Origin of the sequence: Caballeronia sp. ATUFL_M2_KS44 (assembly GCF_023630965.1) — a bacterium.
GTDB lineage: Bacteria > Pseudomonadota > Gammaproteobacteria > Burkholderiales > Burkholderiaceae > Caballeronia > Caballeronia concitans.
Map to the genome: position 1 here is coordinate 58675 of NZ_JALQEA010000052.1, position 22868 is coordinate 81542.

The 22868-nt window shown below is 66.7% G+C and carries 19 protein-coding genes; 7 read left to right on the forward strand and 12 right to left on the reverse strand.

Features of this window, described 5'->3' with window-relative positions; translation table 11 throughout:
* The 6 genes from NCR39_RS23260 to NCR39_RS23285 are packed head-to-tail and all read right to left on the reverse strand — an operon-like array spanning position 1 to position 5853.
* Positions 1-1506: a contractile injection system protein, VgrG/Pvc8 family gene (locus tag NCR39_RS23260; RefSeq protein ID WP_250454444.1), complete on the reverse strand. Its 1506-nt coding sequence runs from the start codon at positions 1504-1506 to the stop codon at positions 1-3.
* On the reverse strand, positions 1503-2183 hold the full coding sequence (locus tag NCR39_RS23265; RefSeq protein ID WP_250454445.1) for a CIS tube protein: 681 nt from the start codon (positions 2181-2183) through the stop codon (positions 1503-1505). The genes NCR39_RS23260 and NCR39_RS23265 overlap by 4 nt, the downstream gene beginning before the upstream one ends.
* Positions 2162-3418, reverse strand: a complete 1257-nt coding sequence (locus NCR39_RS23270; protein ID WP_250454446.1) for a hypothetical protein — start codon at positions 3416-3418, stop codon at positions 2162-2164. The genes NCR39_RS23265 and NCR39_RS23270 overlap by 22 nt, the downstream gene beginning before the upstream one ends.
* Complete coding sequence (locus tag NCR39_RS23275; RefSeq protein ID WP_250454447.1) at positions 3415-3885, reverse strand: phage tail protein; 471 nt, start codon at positions 3883-3885, stop codon at positions 3415-3417. The genes NCR39_RS23270 and NCR39_RS23275 overlap by 4 nt, the downstream gene beginning before the upstream one ends.
* A gap of 18 nt (positions 3886-3903) precedes the next feature.
* Positions 3904-5121, reverse strand: coding sequence for a phage tail sheath family protein (locus tag NCR39_RS23280; protein ID WP_250454448.1), 1218 nt, complete (start codon positions 5119-5121; stop codon positions 3904-3906).
* A gap of 57 nt (positions 5122-5178) precedes the next feature.
* Positions 5179-5853 (reverse strand): carboxypeptidase-like regulatory domain-containing protein, encoded by a 675-nt coding sequence (locus NCR39_RS23285; protein ID WP_250454449.1) that lies wholly within the window; start codon positions 5851-5853, stop codon positions 5179-5181.
* A 147-nt stretch (positions 5854-6000) separates the two neighbouring features.
* Here NCR39_RS23285 and NCR39_RS23290 point away from each other — a divergent pair, with 147 nt between their 5' ends.
* The 4 genes from NCR39_RS23290 (at position 6001) to NCR39_RS23305 (ending at position 9940) form a co-directional block, all read left to right on the forward strand.
* Positions 6001-6450, forward strand: coding sequence for a hypothetical protein (locus NCR39_RS23290; RefSeq protein ID WP_250454450.1), 450 nt, complete (start codon positions 6001-6003; stop codon positions 6448-6450).
* A gap of 105 nt (positions 6451-6555) precedes the next feature.
* Positions 6556-7650 (forward strand): GH25 family lysozyme, encoded by a 1095-nt coding sequence (locus NCR39_RS23295; RefSeq protein WP_250454451.1) that lies wholly within the window; start codon positions 6556-6558, stop codon positions 7648-7650.
* Positions 7647-8717: a hypothetical protein gene (locus tag NCR39_RS23300; protein WP_250454452.1), complete on the forward strand. Its 1071-nt coding sequence runs from the start codon at positions 7647-7649 to the stop codon at positions 8715-8717. Before NCR39_RS23295 ends, NCR39_RS23300 begins: the two co-directional genes overlap by 4 nt.
* Positions 8718-9169: 452 nt before the next feature.
* Positions 9170-9940: a hypothetical protein gene (locus NCR39_RS23305; protein WP_250454453.1), complete on the forward strand. Its 771-nt coding sequence runs from the start codon at positions 9170-9172 to the stop codon at positions 9938-9940.
* Positions 9941-9986: 46 nt separating this feature from the next.
* Here the strand turns inward: NCR39_RS23305 and NCR39_RS23310 are convergent, their stop codons facing one another.
* A complete protein-coding gene (locus NCR39_RS23310) occupies positions 9987-11111 on the reverse strand; it encodes a LuxR C-terminal-related transcriptional regulator (protein ID WP_250454454.1) in 1125 nt (374 codons plus the stop codon).
* 86 nt (positions 11112-11197) lie between these two features.
* On the opposite strand from NCR39_RS23310, the gene NCR39_RS23315 reads away from it, so the two are divergent.
* The 3 genes from NCR39_RS23315 (at position 11198) to NCR39_RS23325 (ending at position 15444) form a co-directional block, all read left to right on the forward strand.
* Complete coding sequence (locus NCR39_RS23315) at positions 11198-11443, forward strand: hypothetical protein (RefSeq protein WP_250454455.1); 246 nt, start codon at positions 11198-11200, stop codon at positions 11441-11443.
* Positions 11444-11652: 209 nt separating this feature from the next.
* Positions 11653-15003: an adenylate/guanylate cyclase domain-containing protein gene (locus NCR39_RS23320; protein WP_250454456.1), complete on the forward strand. Its 3351-nt coding sequence runs from the start codon at positions 11653-11655 to the stop codon at positions 15001-15003.
* Between the two features lie 135 nt (positions 15004-15138).
* Positions 15139-15444, forward strand: coding sequence for a hypothetical protein (locus tag NCR39_RS23325; RefSeq protein ID WP_250454457.1), 306 nt, complete (start codon positions 15139-15141; stop codon positions 15442-15444).
* 18 nt (positions 15445-15462) lie between these two features.
* On the opposite strand, the gene NCR39_RS23330 is transcribed toward NCR39_RS23325, so the two are convergent.
* The 5 genes from NCR39_RS23330 to NCR39_RS23350 are packed head-to-tail and all read right to left on the reverse strand — an operon-like array spanning position 15463 to position 22739.
* Positions 15463-17403: an alpha amylase C-terminal domain-containing protein gene (locus NCR39_RS23330; RefSeq protein ID WP_250454458.1), complete on the reverse strand. Its 1941-nt coding sequence runs from the start codon at positions 17401-17403 to the stop codon at positions 15463-15465.
* A gap of 10 nt (positions 17404-17413) precedes the next feature.
* Positions 17414-18667, reverse strand: coding sequence for a cupin domain-containing protein (locus tag NCR39_RS23335; protein ID WP_250454459.1), 1254 nt, complete (start codon positions 18665-18667; stop codon positions 17414-17416).
* A gap of 15 nt (positions 18668-18682) precedes the next feature.
* Positions 18683-19867 (reverse strand): cupin domain-containing protein, encoded by a 1185-nt coding sequence (locus tag NCR39_RS23340; RefSeq protein ID WP_250454460.1) that lies wholly within the window; start codon positions 19865-19867, stop codon positions 18683-18685.
* Positions 19868-19870: 3 nt separating this feature from the next.
* A complete protein-coding gene (locus NCR39_RS23345) occupies positions 19871-21694 on the reverse strand; it encodes a GMC oxidoreductase (protein ID WP_250454461.1) in 1824 nt (607 codons plus the stop codon).
* Positions 21695-21710: 16 nt separating this feature from the next.
* Positions 21711-22739 (reverse strand): gluconate 2-dehydrogenase subunit 3 family protein, encoded by a 1029-nt coding sequence (locus tag NCR39_RS23350; RefSeq protein ID WP_250454462.1) that lies wholly within the window; start codon positions 22737-22739, stop codon positions 21711-21713.
* Between the last annotated feature and the right edge of the window lie 129 nt (positions 22740-22868).

The window sequence follows — 22868 nt, forward strand, 5'->3', positions numbered from 1 at the left end:
TCAGGCGCGCTCCAGGTCGATGGTCCGTGCGCGCAGCGTCAGCGCCTCGCCGGGCGCTTCGATGCGCAGCGCGCCGCATGCGTGAATGACCGTCTCCTTCGGCGAAAGCTGGATATAGCTGCCGTTGGCGATCTCGACGTGCGTGCTGCCCCCGGCGTCGTCGAAGCGGATTTTCTGGCCGCCGGGCGTGACGAGCGCGTAGCACTGGCCGCGCGCGCTGCGGCTCCAGTCGCGCGGCGGCGCACCGCCATACACGCTGCCGAGCACCACACCATGCGCGGGGTCGGCGTCGAAGAAGGCGAAGAGCACGATGTCGCCGGTATCGGGCTGGGACATGAAGCCCTTGCCCGCGCCCGCCCACGGCGAGACGGTTTTCACCCAGTCGGTCGTCACCTCGCCGAGCGCGGGCAGCGTCAGTTGCACGCGGCCGAGCGCCTGCGGATCGTCGGTGCGAAACACGCTGCCAAGTGTCAGCGACGTTCCCCGGCTTTCCGAGGGCGGGCGCTGCGGCGTCGTTTCGATTTCGCTCACATAGCCGCTCTCGGCGCTCACGGTATGGCTGACCGCAGCGAGCAGATAAGGCCCGCGCAGCGCGCGCGCGACGCCCTCCACGGCGACCCGCGCCCCCGGCCGCAGACGCGGGTCGCCGTTCGCCACGCCCGCCATGCCGGAGGCGCGCGCCGCGTGAAAGTCGAACTCTGCCTGCGCGTGACGTTCGGCGTGCGCGTCGTCGCAGAACGCGCGATTGGCGAGCGACGTCGCGCTCGCGAAGCCGCTCGTTTCACCCGGCGCCGCCCCGTGTTCCGCCATCGCGCGATGCACTTCCGCCGTCGCGCTGTTCCAGCCGTGCGCCGACACGCTGGCGCAGGCGGCCATGTCGTTGCGCGAGAAGCGGGCTTCGAGCAGTTCGCGGCCCATCGCCATCTCGATCACGGCGTCCGGCGCCGGTCGTGCCCCGCGCAACGCGACGAGCCGCAGAGTCCGGCCGGCGAGAAACGCATACAGGCCGTTGCGCGCCGCGAGGTCGCTCAGGAAACGCAGGTCCGTCTGCTCGTGCTGGATGGCGTGGTCGATCGCGACATCGGGAAGATCGCACGCCACGTCGATACCGAGATCCGCGACCAGTTCGCCCGCCACCTCCAGCAACGAAGTCTGCGCGAACGTGCGCTGCTTCTGCCGGCGCGCGAGCCGCCCGAGACGGTCGTACGCGCGCACGCGCAGTTGCCGTCCGTCGCCGGACTCGTAGAGATACGCGAGCCCGGAAATGTCGCCGCTGAAGAGCGCATCGCCGGGCGCCCCGACCGACACTTGCAGTTCGCCGCCGGCCTGCGTGAGCGCGGTGTCGCCGAGCCGTCCGTCGGGATCGGAGAAAGTGAGTTCGCACACGCTCGGCAGACCGAGACGCTGGACGATCCGGAGATCGGCCAGACGCGCGAGCCACAGGGCGGGCGCATCCGTGCCGCCGACTTGCAGCGACAGCGCGGACAGGACTGGGTGCGCTTTCATCGTTCGTCATCCAGAGCGATGCCGGCATGCGGCAGGGAGGGCAGCGCCTGCGACGCGCCGGTATCGTTCAGCCAGTCGCGCGGGTCCCAGTCGCGCGCGGCGTCCAGCCAGTCCGCGCGCATGCCGTCGTCCAGCGGATCGGGCGTGGTGACCGGAAACGACGGTCCGGGCGCCGGGCCCACGCGCTGCGTTTGCGTCGGCCGGTCGCCTTGAGCGCGCGCGCCGTCGTCCACCCGGACAAAGAGCATGCGCAGCCAGGAACGCTGCGGCGCGCCGTTCGGCAGAAAGCATTCGAAACGCTCCGCCACGGCGGCGACCACGCCCGGCACGTTCCACTCCTTGCTCCACAGAAAGCGTGCGACGTGCGGCCGGCTGTAGCCGCCGGCATCGACCGCATGTTCGGCAAGCGCCCAGAACGGCGCGGTCAGTTCCTGCACATCCGCGCACTTGTTGGGCGGCGCGACGAGCGACGTGTCGAACAGGAGATCGAGTTGCAGTTCGGTCAGGCCGCCGCCGCAGATGAGCGCGTCGTCCGACCAGGCCGAATCGCCGATGATCTCGCCGACGAGCCTGCGCCGATGCAGCCCCGCCTCACGGCGCAGCACGACGCTTTCCGGATTCACGAGGCAATCGATCCGCTCGCCCGTGTCCTCGATCAGGAATGCCACGCGTTCCATGCCACCTCCCTTTGTTCGGCCAGCAGATCGCGGATGGCCCGCGCTTCGCGTTGAGCGCGCAGCCAGGCGTCGACTTCGCGGACGGCGCCGGTTGTCAAGTCGGCCCAGCGTCCGGTGGCATGAGCGCTTTCCTTGTACGCGGGCGCGGTCGGCGCTTCGCCGTCGCGCGTGGCTGCGCTGCCGGCTTCGCGCGCCGGGGCGTGCAGGGCCACAGGCGCCGGGTCAGGCCACGACTGCGGTCGCGGGTCGCCGCTTGCGGCCGGCGGGTGCGGTGCGTTGGGCGCGTTTGGCGCGCTTGGCACGCGAAGCGCGGAAGGTTGATTCGCACCGCGAACCGTCGTCGCGCGGGCGGGCAATTCGGGCAATTCGGGCAATTCGGGCCACGCGGGCAGTCCGGGCATCGGCGCTAGCGGGGCCGTTCCATGGCCGGCCGCCGCTGCCGCATTTGGCCACCGCCGCGCGGAAGCATTCGCGGGGCGGGGCGCGAGTGCTCCGAGCGGCGCATCGGGAGAATGCGTACGGCCGACGGTCGATGCGCGCATCGACTCGCCCAACATGTCGATGGATGGCACATAGGCGGTCGCCGATGCCGTATCGCGTGGACGCGAGAGCCGCCACGCGTCTGAGTGCGCGCCGGGCTCGCCTTGCGCGGCGAGGCTCGCGGGGGCGGCCGTGCGCGACGGCTCGCGCGTGTCGGGCGCGTCCGATGCCTCGGGCGGGCGTTGCGGCCCGGAGCGTCGCGCCTTGTCTCGCGGTGCCCGCGCCGAAGGCGCGCGCGGTTGCGCGTCCGGCTCGACGCATCGCAGCATCCGCACGACACGGGGACGCGGTGGCGGCGACGCATCGGCTGCGTTCGGCATCGCCGCATCCGCTCCCGACGAAGCGAACAATCCCGCCGGTCCACCGGTCCGCCTGCCGATGCTTGCGCCCTCCGCAAGCGGCCCATGCGCCCCCGCCGACGTCCCGCCGCCCGCCGGACCCGCGCGCAGATAGCTCGGCGCTGACCGGGCCACATGCGCGATCCAGTGCGCCGGCGCGCCCTCCCGCCGCCACGCGTCCCATACGTCCCGATCGATGCCGAGCGCGACGGGATCCACCTCGTCCCCAGCCTCGGCGTCGTCATGGCGAGGCGCGGCGGCATCGGGCACGGACGGCGGCGAGCGCCGCGCGGCCCACTCCACGAGCAGCAGGCCGCCGCGCCGCACGATCTGCGTCAGACGAGCGGCGAGTGTCATTGTGCCGCTCCCGCAAGAATTTCATCGCTGACGATCGTCACATGCCCGATGGCCGCGTCCTTGCCGAGCGCGTTGAACGCAGGCGCGTGCCATTCCGATATCCACGCATTCGTCAGATTCCAGCTGACATCGCCCTGCGAGCCGTCGCTGTTCAGCAGCACGATGGTGACGAAACGCCGTTCCACCTGCCCTCGCACCGTGGACTGAAACCAGTCCCACAGCGTCCGCGACGACGCAGTGAGACCGAAGGACAACGTCACCTCGCCATACTCGACCGGTCCGGGAAGCCGCCGCGTCGTGGCGTCGCCGCCCTGCCGGTAGGCGATCGTCCGAGAGCGCACCGAGAGTCCGCTGCACTGGACGAAGTAGCCTTCGGTGACGTTGTTGATGACGATCCTGAAGTTGTAATCGCGATACGGGTCTTCGGGCGTGCCCACGCTTCCCTGCGCGGCGGTCTGCTCTGCCATGGTGATCTCCTCTCGTCGCTAGACGGTTTCGAGGTCGGTGCTGCCCACGCCCTGACCGATGCGAAAAATAACGAACTCGGCCGGCTTGACGGGCGCGATGCCGATCACCACGATCACCCGCCCGTTGTCGATTTCCTCGGGCGGGTTCACTTCCGCGTCGCACTTCACGAAGAACGCTTCCTCCTGCGTCGCGCCGGCGAGCGCGCCGTCTCGCCAGATCGTGAGCAGAAAAGCCGTGATCTGACCGGTGATCTGCTGCCACAGCGGCCTGTCGTTCGGTTCGAAGACGACCCAGCGCGTGCCGGCGCGAATCGACTGGCAGATCATCATGAAAAGCCGCCGCACGTTGATGTAGCGCCATTCGATGTCGGTGCGCGCCGTGGTCCGCGCGCCCCACACGCGCACGCCGCCCTGGAACATGCGAATGCAGTTCACGCCGGCCGGATTGAGCACCGCCTGCTCGCTGTCCGTCACGAGATACGTGAGGCCGAGCGCGCCGTTCACGCGTTCGTTGGCGGGCGCCTTGTGCACGCCGCGCAGCGCGTCGGTGCGCGCGTAGACGCCCGCCATATGACCGGAAGGCGGAACCGTCACGATGTCGTTGGCGCCGGACGCGAGCGCATCCCGCGTGCGGAACCAGGGGAAATAAAACGCGCCGTTGTTCGAATCCCGCGCGCCGACGCCCGCGCCTTCGTCCGCGCCCTGCTCTCCATCTTGGGCCGCCCCGGCTGCGGGCTGCGCCGGCGCGCCGGGCTTGCCGGTCTCCGTCAGCATGCCCGCGCGCGTCAGCGTGCCGATATCCTCCACGTCGCGCGGGGCGTCGAGAATGGCGAAGCGGTTGTTCGCCGCCTCGCAATGGCTCAGCACGGCCTCGTAAGTCTGGATGTCGGTCATTCCGGGCGCGGCCACGATGTTCACGTCATCGACGCGTTCGAGCGATTGCAGGCCCTTGATGAGTCCGCACTCGCGGGTATTCACCACATAACAGCGACGGCCGCCGTTGAGGAAGAAGCCGAACACCGCATGCGAGAGCAGCGTGCTTGCGCTGGCCTTGCCGACGAACGTGCGCTGGAATTCGGTCCAGCTGTTGACCGCGTGCGCGACGCCGGAATGCGCGCCGGGGTCGGGCGGCTCGCCGAGGAAGGCCGCCGTGCTCGTGCCCACGGCCTCGATCGGACGCGCGCCGGTGGATCGCTCCTCCACATACAGGCCGGGCGCGAGGTAACTGGTCGCCATATCGACTTTCTCCTTGCTCTTGCAACGTGGTTTTCGGGGCGCAGCGCGCGCCGGGACTCATAGCGGCAGGCGAATCACGACGCCGCGGTCGTCGCCGCCGCTGCCGCTGCCCGCAGCGACGCATTCCAGCGACGCGCCTCGGGCCTGCGCCCGCACCCGCAGATCCATGCCGCGCGGCACGCCCGCGAAGCTGAACTTGCCGAAGCGGTCGGACACCGTCACGCGTCCGAGCGAGCCGATCTCGACGCGCGCCGACATGACGGGTATGTCTTCGGGGCCGAGCACGACGCCGTGCAGCGCGCCGATGGACCCGTGCTCGATATGCAGGCCTTCGCGCACCGCAGGCGCTGCCGGAAACGTCGCCTGGTGCTGCCACGGCACGCCCAGCGTGAACGCCGCGCGGGGCTTCGCGCCGAGCGCGCGCCACAGTCCGAGCGGCGGCGAGGCCTGCACGTCGAAGTCCGGCGTCTCCAGCGCGGAGATCAACAACGCGCCCACCATGCGATGCGCATCGGCGGGCGAGACCGCATCGGCGGTGACGAGATAGCGCAATTCGAACGGCCAGCGGCATTGCCGAGGCTGCCGGTTCGCCGCACGCGGCACGATCGCGAACAGATGGACGCTCACACTGTCCTGCGTGACCGCGTCCGGCGGCGGGCCGAGCAGCGCCTGCGCATCCGGCACGGCGGCACCGGCCCACGCCAGCAGTCTCCTGTCCACTTCGTCGAGCATGTTCCCTCCCGTACCGCTTCCTGCCCGAGAAGACGAAAGAGCCTCGAAACGTTTGAAGCGGAAGTGTCGCGAGTGTCGTTTGCACTTTCGCCGTGCCGATTCGTTTTTCTGACAACCCGTCCCACCGGCCACACGAGGAGGTTTGAAATGTCCTATCGTTCGTTCTCCAGATTTTCACGGCGCATCGTGCATTCCATGATCGCCGCGACCGTGACACTGGCTCCGGCAGTCGCGATGCAGCCCGCGTTCGCGCAGCCTCCGTCTTACTGGCTCGTCCTGCACGGCAGCAAGGACACGCAGACGAGCTACATCAATGGCTATCTGGAAGTGCAGTTCCGGCATTCGCCGCGGCCGGCCGGAACGACCGGCGACTTCGACGCGCGGTTGCCGCGCGGCACGGCCGCATGGCAGGACCGCCCCATGGCGCGCAACGAGCCGATGGCCGTCAGGCAGCAGCTTTCCTACGATGCCGCGCTGAATGTCGTGAGGGAATTGCGCAGCGGCGGCTACTGGATGTTCGACTGCTACAACACGAACGAGGGGTATCTGCTCGCTTCGATGTCGCGGCAGACGAGCGCCGCGGTGCGCATCGACTGAATGGCGCGGGGGCGCGCCTTATCCGGGCGATGTGCGTGCCTGTGGCCCGCGACCGGGCGGCAGGCACGCCGTCGCATTCTTTCTCTCGTTGACGACTCGACCGACATGACCAAGACATTTTCCGTACGCTGCATCGGCTGGCTGGCGGCATCGACGCTGCTGGCTCTCATGCAGACCGCGCGCGCGCAACCGTGCACGCACGACACCGCGCCCGGCACGTTTCCGTATCACGCGAGCTGGAACCCGCAGACGAGCCGCCCGACGAACGCCGGCATCATCACGCAAGGCTTCGTCGATGTCCGGGACGAACCGGTGGTGCATGGCATCGATGTATCCAAGTGGCAGGATCAGGCCGACTTCACGCACTTGCGCGAATGTCTCGGCAAGACGGAAGACGCGTCGAGTCAGGGCGGCATGCACGAGCCGTTCGTCTACGTGCGAATCAGCGCGGGCGAAGATCCGGATAACGAAACGTTTGCCCGCACGCACTGGTACAACGCGCGCAATCAGAATCTTTTTGTCGGGCCTTACCACGCCTTCGTGTTTCGCGACGCAAGCTCGGCGTATTCGGCGCTGCCCGCCGCGCAGCAAGGCGCGCTGCTTGCCGCCAATCTTGCATCGGCGCGTGCGCAGGCGAGTGTGTTCGTGCAGCACTTCGGGCAATTGCTCGGCGCCGATCCGAGCCTCGACGTGACGGACAGCAACTATGGCAAGCCGTATCTGCCTATCGTCCTCACGCTGATGGAGCGGCCGCAATCCCGCTTCGACGTGGAGGACCGGCGCGCGATAGGCAAGGTCTACGGGCAGGCGGCATGCGAGTGGATCAAGACCGTGGATGCGCACAAGAGCTTTGCGCATCAGCGGGTGATGGTCTTCACGTCGGCCTCGCTCTTCCATGATTACGGCCTCGCCGACGCGCCCTGCGACCTCGGCAAGGACGGCGTCTGGATGTCGGCCCATACGCTCGACGGCTCGCGCTTCGGCGACCTCAGCGACCCACGCGTTCGCGAGCGCGCCGCCTCGCTGTGCCGGACCTTCGACAAGGACAGCCGATGCGTCTTCCAGCAATACACGTCGTACGGCGGATTCGCGCTTTTCGAGACCAGCAAGCCCCTGGATCTCGACCGCTTCTATGGATCGGTCGCGGATCTCTCGAACCTGTTGCAGCACGCCAAATATCCGGAGCTGTGGAAAAAATGAACCGCCTTCCAACGCTTGCCCCGAAGATCGCCTTCGCGGCGATCAGCCTGTTGTCTGCCGTCAGCGCCGCGCACGCCGCACCCTCCGCGCAGCCGCTCACTGACTGTCCGACACCCAAATACATGGCGCCCTTGCCCGCCACCATCTCGAACCCGGTCAAGCCCTGGGGCACGACCGATACCGGCGCGATCATCGACGGTTTCGTCGGCCTGACGCATCCGGACGGCATCCTGCACGGAATCGATCTGTCGCATGCGAACGTGATCCGCGACTACAAGGTGTATTCGCGTTGCGGCGGCAAGTTCGCGTTCGTCAAGCTGGACAGTTCCTATCCGAAACATCTGGACGCCATTGCGCACGAGAACTGGACGACGATTCCGTACGTGTTCTTCTCGGTCCCGGACTCGCTGCGCGATGCCCGCGCGTATGCCTCGCTGCGCAGCAGCGACACGGCGAAGATCGACGGCGCGCTCGAACGTTTCGCGGCGATAGGCAGCCAGTCCGCGGTGGACCTGCCCCGACAATTGCAGCAGTACAGCGCGGGCCAGATTCCGCAGATCGCCTTTGCGGGACTGAAGGGGCGCATTCTCGCGCTCGACGTCGAACAGAAGCTGACCGACGAGCGCAACGCCAACGCGCGGCTTTACTACGGCAGGTTCTATGCGCGTGCGGTCTGCACTTATATCGACCGGGTGAAGGCCAGGTATCCGGACACGATGATCATCATCTATTCGACGCCTTCGGTGTTCGGGGACTATCTCAACCACGCCTATCAGCAGGACGACGACTGCCTGCGCGGCCTGCCGGTCTGGATGGCCCGCACGACGCGCGACGGCGGCGATCTGATCGGCGTCGTCGGTTCGAAGGACGTCAACGATCTCTACGCGCAGCGCGCCTGCCTGCAACCGGCGGGCAACCGATGCATCGTGCATCAGTATTCGCATCGCGGTGTCGTGGGCATGATCCTGCCGGTGACGAACGCGTCGGTGCCTCATGTCGACGTCGATCGCGCGTTTCCCGTCAAGGCGGTGTCGGACAGCAGGACGACGCAGTACGTGCGTCGGTAAGCGGGGCGGGCGGGCGGGCGTGGTTGGCGGCTGCGCTCGCCGTATCTCTTGCTTTGCGTTTTCGACTTGTCGTTTGTGCCTTTTCGGTTTTAGCGTGCCGCCTTTGGCGTGCCGCTTTAGCCGCCGCATGGTGGCGTACCGCCGCCACCCGAAGCGCCGCGTCCTACCGGCTCCGAGCCCGTCGACGAACACCCCTCCCCGGTCAATACGACTTTCGATGTAGATCGTCCGGCTGATTATCAGCCGACCGGCTCGCCACTACTTTTCCTCACTGAAGGGTCCTGTCACGACGCACGGGCCGCCCATGGCGGACCCGCGTAACGGCGCCATTCGCGTGTTCCGTGTCGTGATCGTTGGCGATTGCTTCCAGAGGGGGAAGACATGACGAGCTTTATCGATTCGGCGCGAACGATCGGCGTTCGCGCGTTCTTCGATTTCGCGGAGCAGCCGACATGGACGCGCTGACCTGCCGCGAACCCGGCGCCATGATGCTGGACGGCGCGACGCTCGTCGATCTGTGGCATCGGCGCACGGCCCTGACCGACATCGAAATCGGACAGATGTACGAACTCGTGCGCCACGCGCTGCGCTCCTACTACCCCGCCGAACTGCGCGCGCTGCCCGACGACAAGGAGGAACTGGTCGCGCAGTTCATCTTCTCGCGCGTGCTGCGCTTCGATCTCGAACAGCGCGCGTCGGCGGCGTCTCCCGAAAGCGCACCGTCCACGGTCTATGCGCTGTGCGCGTATTTTCGACGCTTCCTGATCGACTGCCTGCGCAGCGCCGGCCTGCAGCGCAATCTCTCGATGGAAATAGAGGGTGTGCAGACCGAAGTCGAGCGTAGCGCGCACGCGCCGGCCGATTCCATCGAGGCGAGCCTCGCCGAGCACAACCTGAGCGAAGCGCGCGTGCGGATGCTGGCGCGCGCCTTCGTCGCCTCGCTGAACGCGCACGACCGCATCGTGCTGGCGGGCAGTCTCGGTTCGATCCGCGAGCGCGGCGGCGGACTCAGGGGCGTCGCCGATGCGTACGACGTGCCCTCGTACCACTATCGCGCCCGCAAGCTCGGCGTGACCATGAAAAAGTCCGCGACGCCCGAGGACTTCGCGGGCACGCTCATCGGCCACTGGATCGCGGGCACGCTCCGTATCGAGATCTCGGAGGACAATCGCGCGGCGATTCTCGTCGTCCTCAGCCTTCTCGCGATGGAATCGCACGCCTGAGCGACACGGGAGACGCATCGTGAAACATGGACGGCAAGCCTTCCGCCTAGACGTTCTGCGCGCGGCGCACGTTGTCCGCGTTCAGGCGGCTCGCGAGCAGGCGGATCAGTTGCAGCGCGAATTCGGGTTCCTGATAGTAGAGCCGGATCGCATCGGCGGCGCGCACCACCCGCAGTTCGCAGTCGCTTTCACACACGACCGTCGCCGTGCGGCGGCGCTCCGGAGAAAAGAGGCCGATCTCGCCGAGCAGCGCACCGGCTCCGAGGCGCACATCGACGCCCGCGAGCCTCAGTTGACCGCGCAGAACGTAAAACATTTCGGCGCCCGGATCGCCTTTGCGAAACAGTACGTCGCCCGAACGATAAAACTGGCTCTCCATGTTGGCGAGCAGCGTGCCGATCGACAGGCTGCCGTCCAGCGCCCGCGTGATCTGCTTCTCGTGCACGCGCTCGAGGCGCTGTGCCACGGCGCTCGCCTGACCGCGCGTGCGCACGTTGAGCGCCTTGAAGATGGTCGTGAGATGGGTCTTGATGGTCGCCTCGGCGCAGCCCAGCTCGCGCGCGATCATCTTGTTGGAACGGCCTTGCGCCAGCAGCGCGAGGACCTCGATCTGGCGCGGCGTGAGATGCAGATGCGGGTCCGGCGTGCCCGGCGCGTGGCCTGCATCGGCGCCGGCGGGGGGCTCGTTCAGGCTCGCCGCGAGCAGCGAGCGCGGCAGGTAGATGCCGCCGGCAAGCGCGAGCCGCAGCGCGCCGAACAGCAGCGAAGAGGACGCCGACTTCTCCACGCAGCCCGAGACGCCCGCCGCCATGAACTCGTCCACCTGACGCGGCTCCGCTTTCTCCAGCAGCACCACGACCGGCGTCATGCGCGTGTGGCGGCGCGCGGCATCGAGTTCGTCGCTGGCGTGACGCAGGCAGTCGCCGTCCATCACGATGCAGTCAGGCTTGCGCTCGCCCGGCCAGCCCTCGACCAGACACGCGCTCGCGACCACTTCGCCGGGATGAGCGAACTCGCGCAGCAGGCGTTCGACGCCTTCGCGAAACAGCCCGGCGGGCCCGGTCAGCAGGATGTACATGGCGACCTCCAGTCTGGCGCCGGGCGGCTCGCCCGCGGTGCGTCGCGAGCGAAATCGCTTCGTCGTCCAGAGCTTGAAGTATCGGATTTTCATGATGCGTCCGCAACGCACCTCGCCACGCGCGACCGGCCGCCTCCCGTTCCGAGGCCCTTCCAACGTTCGCTCCCCCGGAGGACGACATGACCACCGCAACCCGCTCCCTGCACGCGCAGGTAGAAAAATGGCTGCCCACGGGCGGAACGTGCAGGCCGCGTGTGCGCCGCTTCGGGCGCACCCGTGCGCAAGGTTTCCGCTTCGTCTGCGTGGAAGCGGCGGACGCCATGCATCACACATTGGTGTTCTTTCGGCACCGCGACGGCGCCTGGCGCGTGTTTCCGCCCGCACCGGAGTGCCCGGCGATGCGCGGACCGGGCTCGACGTTCTGAGCGCCGCGACGTTGGCCGGCTGCCGTTCGCCACGGGGGGGCGCATGAACGCGCCATGCGCCGCGAAGACAATCGCGGCCAATGTTCTATATTGAGTTGATCCGACTGATCGATTCGCGGCGGCCGATGCGGCTCGCGCACTCCATGCGTGGCGCCAGGGGCGACGCCGCCGCACCCTTCTCCTTACTCGGTTGCTGGCTCATGAGGTGCATGCACTGTCAGCACGAATGCCACGCCGCCGCCAACTTCTGCGAGGCATGCGGCTCCCCCCTCGACGGCGCGGCGCACGCCCGCGATCCGGCATGGCACGCGCCGCTCTCCGGACACCGCCCGCGTGACGGCGAGGCGCGCTTCGCACGCGAGGCCATCGAGGATCGCCGGCAGGCCACCGTGCTTTTCGCCGACATCAGCGGTTACACGGCGCAATGCGCCTGCAGCGATCCCGAACACGTTCAGGCGATGCTCGAACGCTTCTATGCGGGCATGGACCACGTGGTGAACGCCTACGGCGGAAGCGTGTTCGACCGCATCGGCGACTGCGTCATGGCGGTTTTCGGCGCGCCCGTCGCGCATGGCAACGATCCCGAGCGCGCGCTGCGCGCGGCCTTCGACATGCACGCCACGGCCGCGCGTCTGCCCGACGCGTGCGGCCGGCCGCTCGTGCTGCATATCGGCGCGGCGCGCGGGGAAGTCGCGGCGCTCATGCGCGGCAACGGCGCGCACGCCGCCTACAGCGTGACGGGCGACGCGGTGAATCTCGCGGCGCGCCTCGGCGAAGCGGCCGGCGCCGGGGAAACGCTCGTGCCGGGGCCGCTGTATCAGGCTGTCGCCGGTATCGTCGAGGCCGAGGCGCTGGGTCCGACGGTGGTGCATGGGTTCGCGCGGCCCGTTTCGGTATGGCGGCTGCACGGCGTTCGATGCACGGCCGCGCCGCTTTCGTCGTTCGTCGGGCGCGAATCGGATCTCGCACGCTTTTTCGCCGTGCTCGATGCGGTGCGCACGGGCGAGCGAGGCGCGGTCGTCATCGTGCGCGGCAACGCGGGCATCGGCAAGACGAGACTGGTTGCCGAAGTGCGGGCGCGCGCCGCCGCGCAAGGCTTCGCCACGCCGCTTCAGCCCGTGCTCGATTTCGGCGTGGCGCGCGGCCAGTCCGCCATGCCCGCGCTCCTCCGGTCGCTGCTCGGCATCGACGCGTCGTGCGGCGAAGCCAGCGCCCGCGAAACGCTCGACGCCGCGCTGCGCGATGCGGACATCGATCCGGCGCGCGCCTCGTTCCTTCATGCCATGCTGGAACTGGAACCGGCGGCGGGCGCGCGACCGCTGCAGGACGCGCTCGACAACGCCACGCGAAGCGCCTACGAAGCGCACGCCATCACGACGCTGGTGGCGCGGCTCGCGCGGCGCACGCGCCTGCTCGTGACTATCGAGGACGTACACTGGGCCTCGCCCGAACTGCTGCATCAGTTGCACGCCGTGGCGCGGGCCGCGCTCGGCGCGCCGCTCGCGCTCGTGATGACCACGCGCATCGAAAGCGATCCGTTCGATCAGGCCTGGCGCGACGAGCTGACCGGCGCCGCCGCCGTCGTGCTGGACCTCGCCCCGCTCAGTCACGGCGAAGCGGCCCTGATGACGAGCGGCTGGCTGGACGCCGGCAGCGACGTCGCGCAACGCTGCATCGCGCGGGCGGAAGGCAATCCGCTGTTCCTCGAGCAGTTGCTGAAGGCGCACGTGCAGGGCGGACTGGACGACGTTCCGCCGACCGTGCAGAGCGTCGTCATGGAACGGGTGGATCGGCTGAGCGAAGCCGAGCGGGTGCTACTGCGAGCGGCCTCGGTGATCGGCAGGCGCTTCACGTACGCCGAGCTGCAAGGGCTCGCCGCCGCCGACGACAAGCTGCGCGCGGCGGTGGTCCCGCCCGGCATCCTCAATCCGGACGACGACGACGCGTGCCTGTCGATCCGCACGCTGGTGGCGAGACTCGTCGCGACCGACATCATCCGGCCGGACGACGACGGCACGGGCTTTCGCTTCACGCATGCGCTGATTCACGAGGCCGTGTATGCGTCGGTGCTGCGGAGCCGGCGCCGCCAGTTGCATCTGTGCGCGGCGCGCAACACGGCCGACGACGATCATGCGCTACGTGCCGAGCATCTCGAACGCGCCGCCGACGCCGAAGCCGCGCAGCAGTGGCTGCTCGCCGGGCGGCACGAACTGGAGCAGGCGCGCGTGGAAACGGCGCTGGCCTTTGCCCGCCGGGGCATGGCCTGCGCGACCGACCGGTCGGTGCGTTGCAGACTCGCGCTGCTCGCGGCGGAATCGTTGCGGGAGCTGGGGCAGTCGGACGAATCCATCGCCGGATTCGAGGAGGCGTTGTCGCTGGCGACGCACGATATCGAGCGTTGCCATGCCTGGATGGGCGCCGCCGCGGACTATCGCGTGAAGGGAGACATCGTCGCGGCGCTCGATGCGCTGTCGCACGCGCAGCCCATTGCCGTCGCCAACGCGCTGACCGTGGAGTGCTCGCAGATTCACAATCTGCGCGGCAATCTGCACTATGCGCGCGGCGACGTTCCGGCATGCGAGGCGGAGCATCTGCTCGCGCTGGACCACGCGCGCGCCGCGAACCATCCGGCGTGCGAGGTACGGGCGCTCAGCGGTCTCGGCGATGCGCGGCTCGAACAGGGCAAGCTCGCGGCGGCGCTCGAATCGTTTCGCGACTGCGTTTCGATATGCGCGGCGCGGCGGTGGATCGGCATGGAAATTCCCAATCGCTGCATGTTCGGCCACTGTCTGCGTTATGCGGGACTGCTGGCGCAGGCGCTCGACGAAACCTTGCGCGCCCTGTCCGATGCCCGCAAGGTCGGCCTCGTGCCCGCGCAAGTGTTCGCGGCCATGACGCTCGCCACGGTGCAGGTCGACGCCGGCGATATCGACGGCACGGAAGAGACCTGCCGCGACGGACTGCCGCTCGCCCGCCGCGCCGGCGCGCGGCGCTTCGAGGCCTCGCTTCTGACATCGCTGGCGGACGTTCAGTTGCGCCAGGGCCGGCGCGAAGAAGCGCGGGCGAGCGCGATGAGCGCCCTGCGGCTCGCGAGCGACACCGGGCTCGGTTTCGCGGGCGCGGCCATCCACGGCATGCTGGCCCGCACCGCGCGCGATGCCGCCGAGCGCGAGGCGGCGCTGAGCGAAGGCGAGGCGCTGCTGCGCGAGCCTTGTCTCGCCCACTCCGTGTTGCGCTTTCATACCAATGCCATCGAAGCCTGTCTCGAATCCGGGCAATGGCACGCGGCACTGCGTTATGCGCAGTCCTTGCAAACCTTCGTCGGCGATGACGGCTTGCCGCTCGCGCTTCTCATCGCCGCGCGGGCTCGCGCGCTGTGCAGCCTCGCGCTGGATGACGACCTGCTCGCGGCCGGGCAACGCTTGCTCGACGTGCGCCGCGCGTTTCAGTCGGCGGGCATCGGCAGCGGGCTGCCCGCCATCGACGAGGCCCTCGCGAAGCTGCGCCACCGGCGCCCCGCTCACGTCCCGAAGCAGGCCCCGAAGCGCGCCGCGCGCTAGCGGCCTTTGCGGGCGATGTTCAAACGCGGGCGTTTCCGTTCGTTTTCTCTGCGGGCAGTCCGTCGAATCTTCGCGCCCGTCATCGCGATGCCGTTGCCGACACGTCAGCGGCACGCCAGCCTCCAGAGGTCTCCGATGCTCTACATCCTGTGTGTCGCTTCAGCCCTTGCCGCGCTCAGCCTCGACTGGCTGCAGACGCTCACGATAGCCGGGCATCCCCAGACGTTCACCGAAGTGAACCCGATCCTCGGGCGGCACCCGGCCAAGTGGCAGGTCAGCCTGTACTTCATCGCCTGCATGCTGCTCACCCTCCTGGTGGCGGTCGCGCTGTACGTCACGGGGCACACGACCATCGGCATCTGTCTCGCGATTGCGCTCGCGCTGTTCGAAGCCGTCGTGGTCATCCGGAACAAGGTGCTCGGCGTCGGATTGCTGGGTTGAGACTTTCGGTGCGGGCCTTCACCGCGCGAAGGCGATGAACCCGTTGGCCGGCAACGTGACCTGCGCCGAATTCGGCATCGGACCCCACGGGCCGCTATCCGCGATGACCCTGCCGCCGTTTCCGGCGGGCTGCGGATTCGGGTAGCCCTCGTACACGTCGCTATTGAAGATCTCGCGCCACGTTCCCGCGCCAGGAAAGCCGATCCGATAGCCGAAGCGGTTCTGCTCCTGAAGATTGGCGACCACGAGCACGTCCTGCCCGCTTCCTTCGATCCAGCGATGAATGCCGATGACGCGGTCCTGTTCGTTCACGACGTACACGGCGACCCGTTCGCCGCGCAGCGCGGGATAGGCCGCGCGCAGCCGGATCAGATCGCGGCAGAAGCTGTGATAGTCCCGCATGACGCCGTCCACTGCGAGGCCGTCCCACCAGATCAGCAGGTTCGCGTGAAAGTTGGTGTCGTCGCTCCATTGCTTGTCTTCGAAGATTTCCTGGCCCATGAACAACTGCGGTATGCCCGGCGACGCGAACAACAGCCCGAGCGCCACGCGCGCCCGGCTGCGGGCGTACCAGCTTCGGCTGTCGTTCGACGCCAGCGCCGCCACGCGCAGATCGCGCTCGACGAACACGATGTCGTGATCTTCGAGCATGTTCACGGCGCGCCACGCCTCACCGAATCCATCGGGCGGCGCGAGGCTGGCGGCGAGGTTCTGCATGTCGACGAACGCGTCGCTGCCGCCGCGCATCTGGGACAGCGCGCCGCGCACGCCGAGGCGCAAGCGGTCGGACCACGCCGCATCGAATCCGAGACCGTTCGGCGGCGCGCGCACGGCGGCGGCGCGGTCGCTGCCCCAGTATTCGGCGATCTGCAGCGCGGATGATTTCTCCGCGCGAGCGGTCGAGCTCACGTCCTGACAGAACCGCCCGCCTCCGTTGGCGTCGATGACGGTGACTTCGTCGTAGCGCACGCCGTCGATGTGGTACTCCTCCAGGCATTGCCTGACGTTATCGATGAGAAAACCGCGCACGCCGTCGTTCCAGTATGCGAACACGTAACCGCCCACCCACTGGTGATCCGTGAAATAGAGACTGCGGTTCTCGTCGCCGTAGGGCTGGCGGTCCAGGAATTCGAGGCATTGATCGTTGAACCCGCCGCCCGCGTGATTGAACACGAGGTCGAACAGGACCGCGATGCCCGACAGATGGAAGATGTCGATCACGCACTTGAGCTGGTCCTGCCCTGCTTCGATGTCGGCTGGCGACAACGGAGCCTTGCCTCGCGCGGCGAGCAGCGCGTTGGCCTTCGTCAGATAGCGGCCGCGTTCCGCCGGGTCGTTCACCTGATAGTCCATCTCCGGTGAATACAGGTCGAGGCCGTTATAGCCGCGGCTCGTCTCGGTCGGATGCTCCTGCACGGGCAGAAGCTGCACGCCGTTGATGCCGAGATCGGCGAGATAGTCCACGCGGTCGAGCAGATCGAGATACTTGCCGATGCCGCGGCGCTTGTCCATGCCCGCCGCGTCCACCGCGTAAAACACGCCGATGTGCAACTGGTACAGCATCAGATCATTGAACGCGGGCGGACGATAAGCGTCGTCGTGCCACGGATAGCGGCTCACGTCGCGAATGATGCAGTCGCAGCGCGGATAGGCCGGCACGATGCTCAACTCGCGCGCACGCGGGTCGCGCTTCGGGCCGGTGGAACCATTGCCCGTCACCCAGAACCGGTACGGGGAGCCGTCGGCGAGGCCGGGCACGAAGCCGCTACATGAGCCGTCGCCCAGGTTGAAGAGCGCCTCGGTATCGGCCGGCGCGAAGCCGGAGGTATCGATGAGCGGCAGGCGCTCGCCCGTGATGACGTAGACGCGTTGCGCGCACGGCGCCCATAGCCGGAACGTCGCGCCGCCCTGCACCAGGTTCGCGCCCATCTTCACGTTGCCCAGCGTCGGCATGACCATGCGCGCTCCTTCAGTCGTATCCGCCGAACATGAAGAGGAACAGGTCCTGATCCGAGGGATTGATCAGTCCATGCAGATTGCCGCCCTTGAGCAGCGCCAGATGACCCGGCTTCAATGTGCGCACCTCGATACATCGCTCGCGGCCCGGCATCTGTGCCCAGTCGCCTATCACCATGAGACCCGCGCGGTCGCCCAGCACCATGAAGGCTTCCTGATTGTCACGGTGGCGATGCAGCCCGATCGCCGCGTGGCCGTGAAGGACGTGCAGATCCATGTAGTCGACGGCCATGAACGGTTCCTGGCGCACCGTCGCCGCCTTGTTCCCGAACGCGTCGAAGTTCCACGGCTCGACGGTCCGCCCGAGCTCGCCCGAGTTGCCGAACGAGCCGTAGTTGGACAGGAGGTTGCGATATTCGAGAAAACCCATCCCGCCGTGCGGATTGACACTCGTGCCGACCGACAGGAAGCTTTCCCATCCGCGCAGCTTCATGTTGAACTCGTACTGATGGTTCGATCCGTCGAGCGAATCCCACACCTTGCCGGATGCGTCCGCCCAGGCCATTTCGACGTGCAGAGGCAAGATGGGATGCAGCGCGTGGTCCGGCGCGACGGTTCTGACATCCTGTCGATCGAGCGCCTCGCGAGTGAAATCCGCGCCGCCGCGAATGAGCGCGGGGTCCGCGACCAGTTCTCCTTGCGCGAGGGCGTCCCGGCCTTTCGCGTCCAGCCGGCCACGCAGGTCGTCGACGCTGCCGGTCCATCCCCAAAGCTCCAGCGCGTAGCGGCCGGATCGCTCGTCATACGGCACGCGCAGCAGATCGCCGTGAGCATTCGCCCCGACTTTCAGATAGAGAAGCAAGGAGTCCGACAGGACCGAGCGCGCCTTGTGCGCCAGCACCGAATCGAGTCCGGCGCGGTAGGTCACGCGTAGAAACGGGCCGCTCCAGTCGCCCGCGCACACCCAGCCGCGAATCAGCTGTGTATCGGCGGCGTAGATCGATTGAAGATTCTGCTTCTGGAAGTCGGTCTTGTTGTCCTGAATGAGCGGATCGAGGATCGCGCTGTCGTTGCCGGCCGGACCGTACAGCGTCATGCCGCTGACGGGAAAGAGATACTGCAGGTCCTCGAAGACATAGTGCTCGCGTCCGGCGGCGAAACTCGCCTGCTCGATCATGCCGAACAGCCGCGTGAGCGGATTGTCCCGCCGGTAGTCCGGCTTTTGCCCGGCCCGAAGCGGAATGACCTCGTCATGAAGAATGAACATGCAGGCCTCTGGGCTTTATTCGCTGTGATACAGGAACGCGACGAACTTGAGATCCTGCGTGTTTTCCCGGGGATTGCGAATGCCGTGCATTCCGCCGCTCTTGGTGAAGATCATGTTGCCTGCCTGCACGGGCAATTGCTTGAATTGCTGCGGGCCGAGTCCGAACACTTCGCGCGTGACCGTTTGATACCGCGTGTCGTTTTCGTCGCCGAGAGACGGGTCGTCGCCCACGCGAAGATAGGCGATTCCGGAGCCCTGAATGATGTAGTAAAGCTCCTCCGAACCGACATGCTGATGATTGCCTTCGACCTTGCCCGGCGGAATCGTGACCTCGTGAAAGAAGATCATGGAACCGCCCAGTTCGCGCTGAAAGAGCCAGCGCATCGCGATGATGTTGTCGTCCGCCGCATCGGGATTCGTATAGCGGCCGTCGCTGCCCGGCAGCATCATGGCGTTGCGATATTCGACGGGCGTGACATCCTTCGCGGACTTGTACCAGCCTCGCTGAAAGTCGAGCATGTAGTTCTTGTCCGGCACGGTGTTGTCTTGCGAACTGGGTACCGCCGTGTTCGGCGCCTGATGCGTTCGCTCAAGGTTGTTGTCCCAGCGAAGGTCGCGCACGAGCGCGCCCGAGGCGTACACGCGCTGCGGCTCGCGAAATGACAGTTCCACCTGCCGGATGGCGCGAACGTCAGCGAGCATCGGCGTGATTTCGGGAAAGCACGTGATTTCGTTGTCCCGTCCCATCAGGGCCAGGACCGACAACGGATGCGTGCTGCGGCCGGGCGGTTCGAGGGTGTCCCAGACTTCGGCCTGGTAAGCATTGACCCAGTCGTCCCAGTGCAGCGTGAGCAGATGCTCATCCGGCGTGACGGTCTGCGCGTTGGTGGACGTGGTGAGCCGCACCCACGCGCTGCAACGATCGCGCAGGAGCCGCGATGTCGAGCGCATGGCCTCGGTCAAACGGGAACCGCGGTATTCGATGCGCAGGAAGTTCGCGCACAGGTTGCCATCCAGAAAGACATGCCCCTTGAGGCATATGACTTCGTGATAGCCGCGCACTTCGAGCACGTCGTAGCGGTAACGCGAACTGCGCGTCGCGTTCAGATAGGCCGAGTGATAGATGCGATCCGGAAAGAACACGACCGAGAAAATCTGGTTGGCCGGGTCGCTTGCGATTGACTGAAGCCTGGGATCCATGACTCATAGCCCCTGGGCGAGCACGTCGGCGACGCGCAAGGCGTTCGCTTCGATGGTCAGGGTGGGATTCGCGCCGCCGGAGGTAGGCATGCACGCGCCGTCCGTGACATAGAGATTGTCGAAGCCCCACGCGCGGCAATCTTTATCGAGCACGGAATCCCGGCAATCGTTGCCGAAGCGCGCCCCGCCCATGATGTGATTGGCGCAGCGCGCCAGTTCGTCCTTGCCGAACACCGCGCCGGACGACAACTCGTCGGTCACGCCGCCCTGCCGCAGAATGTCCTCGCAGATTTTCGCGAGCTTGCCCATGAGCGCAATATCATGCGAATGCCAGTCCTTGATGACATAAGCGGCGCGACGCCCCCACTTGTCCTTGATGCTCGGATGCAGCTCGATACGGTTCGCTTTCACGGGCACCTGATTCGCCATGAACGTCACCGAGAGCCCGCGTCCGATGCGCTTGTCCAGATAAGCGATCAGGTCCTGATTGAATGTGCCCGTGTCGTCGTTGAAGCCGTTCCAGAGCGTATCGAGGTCCTGGCTTCCCTGATTGCGCGCGAGCGCGAGCGGCAACGCGCGATCGGACGTGTTGTTGTAGATCACGGCGCCCGCCCACAGTTGCTGGGCTTCGAGAAACGCGTCGCTGTGGCAGAAGTCGGTGGCGTAGTCGCTGTCGAGCGTGCGCGACTTGTCGAATCGCTCGGAAGCGGGCACGAGACCGGACGCGCCGCCGAAGCAATGCGTGAGGAAATATGCGCCGAGCATGCCGTTGCCATCCTGATTGATGTTGTTGCCGAAGCCGTTCGGGTCTTCTTCGGCCGAGAGCTTGAGCAGGCGGACCGTTTCGATGGCGGAACACGCGACGATGACCGTCTTGCCGGACACGCGATGCCGCTTGCCATCGGGGCCGAGATAATGAACGGTCTTCACGGTCCTGCCATCCGAACCGAGGTGCGTGACGGTGCAGTTGGGAAGCAGCTTGAAGTTATCGCGATCGCGGATCGGCGCAAGCAGCGAAACCCACGTACTGGACTTGAAGCCGAGGGGATCGCCGTATCGGTTGATATAGGCGGTCTTGGCCGAATCGCCGGGCACAGGGCCTTTTCTTCCGCTCGGCGCGTGATCGGCCGTGATGATGGCAAGCGGCGTGCGGTAATACGCCATACCGAGCCGCGCCATGCCATCCCTTACATGCGCGCTGACCGGATTCGGGTCGAGCGGCGTCTGATAGCGCACGCCGCTCGGGAACGGCTTGAGCTGATTGTTCGCTTCGCCGTTGATGCCGATGAGCGCTTCCGCTTTCGCGTAATACGGTTCGAGCACGTCATACGTGAACGGCCAGTCGCGCGCCTCGCGGCGCACGCTTGCATCGGGATCGTCGATCAGTGCCGCGCTCGGCCGGTTGTTCCACGTCGCGAGCGCCATGTCTCGCGGCGTGAAGCGCAGCGACACCCCGCCATAAAGCTGCGTGCCGCCCCCGACCACTTGCGCCGTATACCCTTCGATGGTCGCGCAGTCGCGCTCGGCAGGCGTGCCGGCGTCGCGCCGGTACACGTGCGGTTCATCGTTGAGATCGGGTTCCACGTGACTGGAGTAATACGATGCGCCCGCATTGGCGACGTCGAGACGCAGGATCTTTTCTGCTCCGTCCGAAATCAGTTCGTCGCGCTTGAATTCGCTGACGCCGCGTCGTGAGAGAAACTGCGGTTCGATCAGCGGTCCCTTTTCGAGCATCAGCACGCGCTTGTTCTGGCAGACGAGCCGATGCGCGACCGGCGCGCCGCCTGCCCCGCTTCCAATGACGATGGCATCGTAGTCGTAATCCATGACGCGCTCGCACGGGCTAACCGAGATACGCTTCGCTGGTTCCGAGCGGCTTTTCGATGGCTCGCCGCCAGTCGAAACAGCTCGCGCCCGCCGCGTCGCGAAAACGGTCTTCGATGAAGGCCCAGCCAGCGCCGGCCGCATTGCCGCCGTGCAAAGGATGAGAGAACGCGCCCAGATAGGTGTGCCGCCTCAAGAGCTTGAGAAAGAAAACGGGGTCGCGGTATGCGCTGGTGTCCCAGCCATCGACGCTATTGGCGGCCATCTGACGATAAAGGTCCGTGTACGCGGTATCGCTCACGTCGACGGGTTCCATGCCGGGAAATCGTGCGCGCAACACGGCATCGATCTGGTCGAGGCAGAGGCGGTAGTCGATGAGACGGTGGCTTTCCTCACGCGAGAGCAGGTTGTCGATGAAGTTCACCGCGCCTATCGGCTGCGAGAGCCGGTACGCCTGATGATAGGTGTTGTCCTGCGCGGCGCGATCCGCGCGGAAATAGTAGAGGTCCAGAAACTGGGCGGCGGCGCCCTTGGCAAACGGGAGGATTGCGTTGGTCAGCCGCATGAGCAGATCGGCTTCCCACGCTTCGAGCGTGATGGGCGTGTTGCAATAGCGCGTGAAGAAGCGCGACCATTCGATGCCGTTATCGAGCGGCTGCCGTTGCGGGTTGATCGGATCCAGCGACGGTTCACCGTCGATCAGGAATTTGTAGTAATGCACCTCGCCGATGGGAACGCGCAATGACACGGCGCGATAAGCCGTGTCCTGCTCATCGAAGCGAACGGGCGCGAGCGTTGTTGCCTCGCATAGGCGATCGAAGGTGCCCGTCACCGCGACGGGGCGGCGGTCCGCTTCGCTCGAAGCTCGCCAGACGAAGGTCACGAGATCTTTCGGCTGGGAGCCGTCGGCAGGATTCGAGGATGGCGGGCAACTGCCGATCAGCGGAAAGCGCCACGGCTCGCAATATCCCGTGGATGGTTCCTGACGCGAAAGATACTTCGAGACGGCATTGAGGACGTACGTATCGTCGATTGGTTCGCAGTCCATACGCCCCTCCATCTCGCGACGATTCGCTCCGTTTTAATCTAGTAGAAAATCGCTAATAGTCAAACCAGGTGTGGAATGAGGTCGATGAGCGCGCGTCTGGCTTTGGCCGTCGCCTTGCCGCGATTTCAC

Excerpts from the sequence above, each read along its gene's own strand:
- NCR39_RS23340 (WP_250454460.1), bottom strand. The coding sequence starts at position 19,867 with ATGGATCCCAGGCTTCAGTCAATCGCAAGCGACCCGGCCAACCAGATT.
- NCR39_RS23275 (WP_250454447.1), bottom strand. The coding sequence starts at position 3,885 with ATGGCAGAGCAGACCGCCGCGCAGGGAAGCGTGGGCACGCCCGAAGAC.
- NCR39_RS23335 (WP_250454459.1), bottom strand. The coding sequence starts at position 18,667 with ATGTTCATTCTTCATGACGAGGTCATTCCGCTTCGGGCCGGGCAAAAG.
- NCR39_RS23310 (WP_250454454.1), bottom strand. The coding sequence starts at position 11,111 with ATGAAAATCCGATACTTCAAGCTCTGGACGACGAAGCGATTTCGCTCG.
- NCR39_RS23300 (WP_250454452.1), top strand. The coding sequence starts at position 7,647 with ATGAACCGCCTTCCAACGCTTGCCCCGAAGATCGCCTTCGCGGCGATC.
- NCR39_RS23315 (WP_250454455.1), top strand. The coding sequence starts at position 11,198 with ATGACCACCGCAACCCGCTCCCTGCACGCGCAGGTAGAAAAATGGCTG.
- NCR39_RS23290 (WP_250454450.1), top strand. The coding sequence starts at position 6,001 with ATGTCCTATCGTTCGTTCTCCAGATTTTCACGGCGCATCGTGCATTCC.
- NCR39_RS23285 (WP_250454449.1), bottom strand. The coding sequence starts at position 5,853 with ATGCTCGACGAAGTGGACAGGAGACTGCTGGCGTGGGCCGGTGCCGCC.
- NCR39_RS23295 (WP_250454451.1), top strand. The coding sequence starts at position 6,556 with ATGACCAAGACATTTTCCGTACGCTGCATCGGCTGGCTGGCGGCATCG.
- NCR39_RS23325 (WP_250454457.1), top strand. The coding sequence starts at position 15,139 with ATGCTCTACATCCTGTGTGTCGCTTCAGCCCTTGCCGCGCTCAGCCTC.
- NCR39_RS23270 (WP_250454446.1), bottom strand. The coding sequence starts at position 3,418 with ATGACACTCGCCGCTCGTCTGACGCAGATCGTGCGGCGCGGCGGCCTG.
- NCR39_RS23265 (WP_250454445.1), bottom strand. The coding sequence starts at position 2,183 with ATGGAACGCGTGGCATTCCTGATCGAGGACACGGGCGAGCGGATCGAT.
- NCR39_RS23350 (WP_250454462.1), bottom strand. The coding sequence starts at position 22,739 with ATGGACTGCGAACCAATCGACGATACGTACGTCCTCAATGCCGTCTCG.
- NCR39_RS23260 (WP_250454444.1), bottom strand. The coding sequence starts at position 1,506 with ATGAAAGCGCACCCAGTCCTGTCCGCGCTGTCGCTGCAAGTCGGCGGC.
- NCR39_RS23345 (WP_250454461.1), bottom strand. The coding sequence starts at position 21,694 with ATGGATTACGACTACGATGCCATCGTCATTGGAAGCGGGGCAGGCGGC.
- NCR39_RS23305 (WP_250454453.1), top strand. The coding sequence starts at position 9,170 with ATGGACGCGCTGACCTGCCGCGAACCCGGCGCCATGATGCTGGACGGC.
- NCR39_RS23320 (WP_250454456.1), top strand. The coding sequence starts at position 11,653 with ATGCACTGTCAGCACGAATGCCACGCCGCCGCCAACTTCTGCGAGGCA.
- NCR39_RS23280 (WP_250454448.1), bottom strand. The coding sequence starts at position 5,121 with ATGGCGACCAGTTACCTCGCGCCCGGCCTGTATGTGGAGGAGCGATCC.
- NCR39_RS23330 (WP_250454458.1), bottom strand. The coding sequence starts at position 17,403 with ATGGTCATGCCGACGCTGGGCAACGTGAAGATGGGCGCGAACCTGGTG.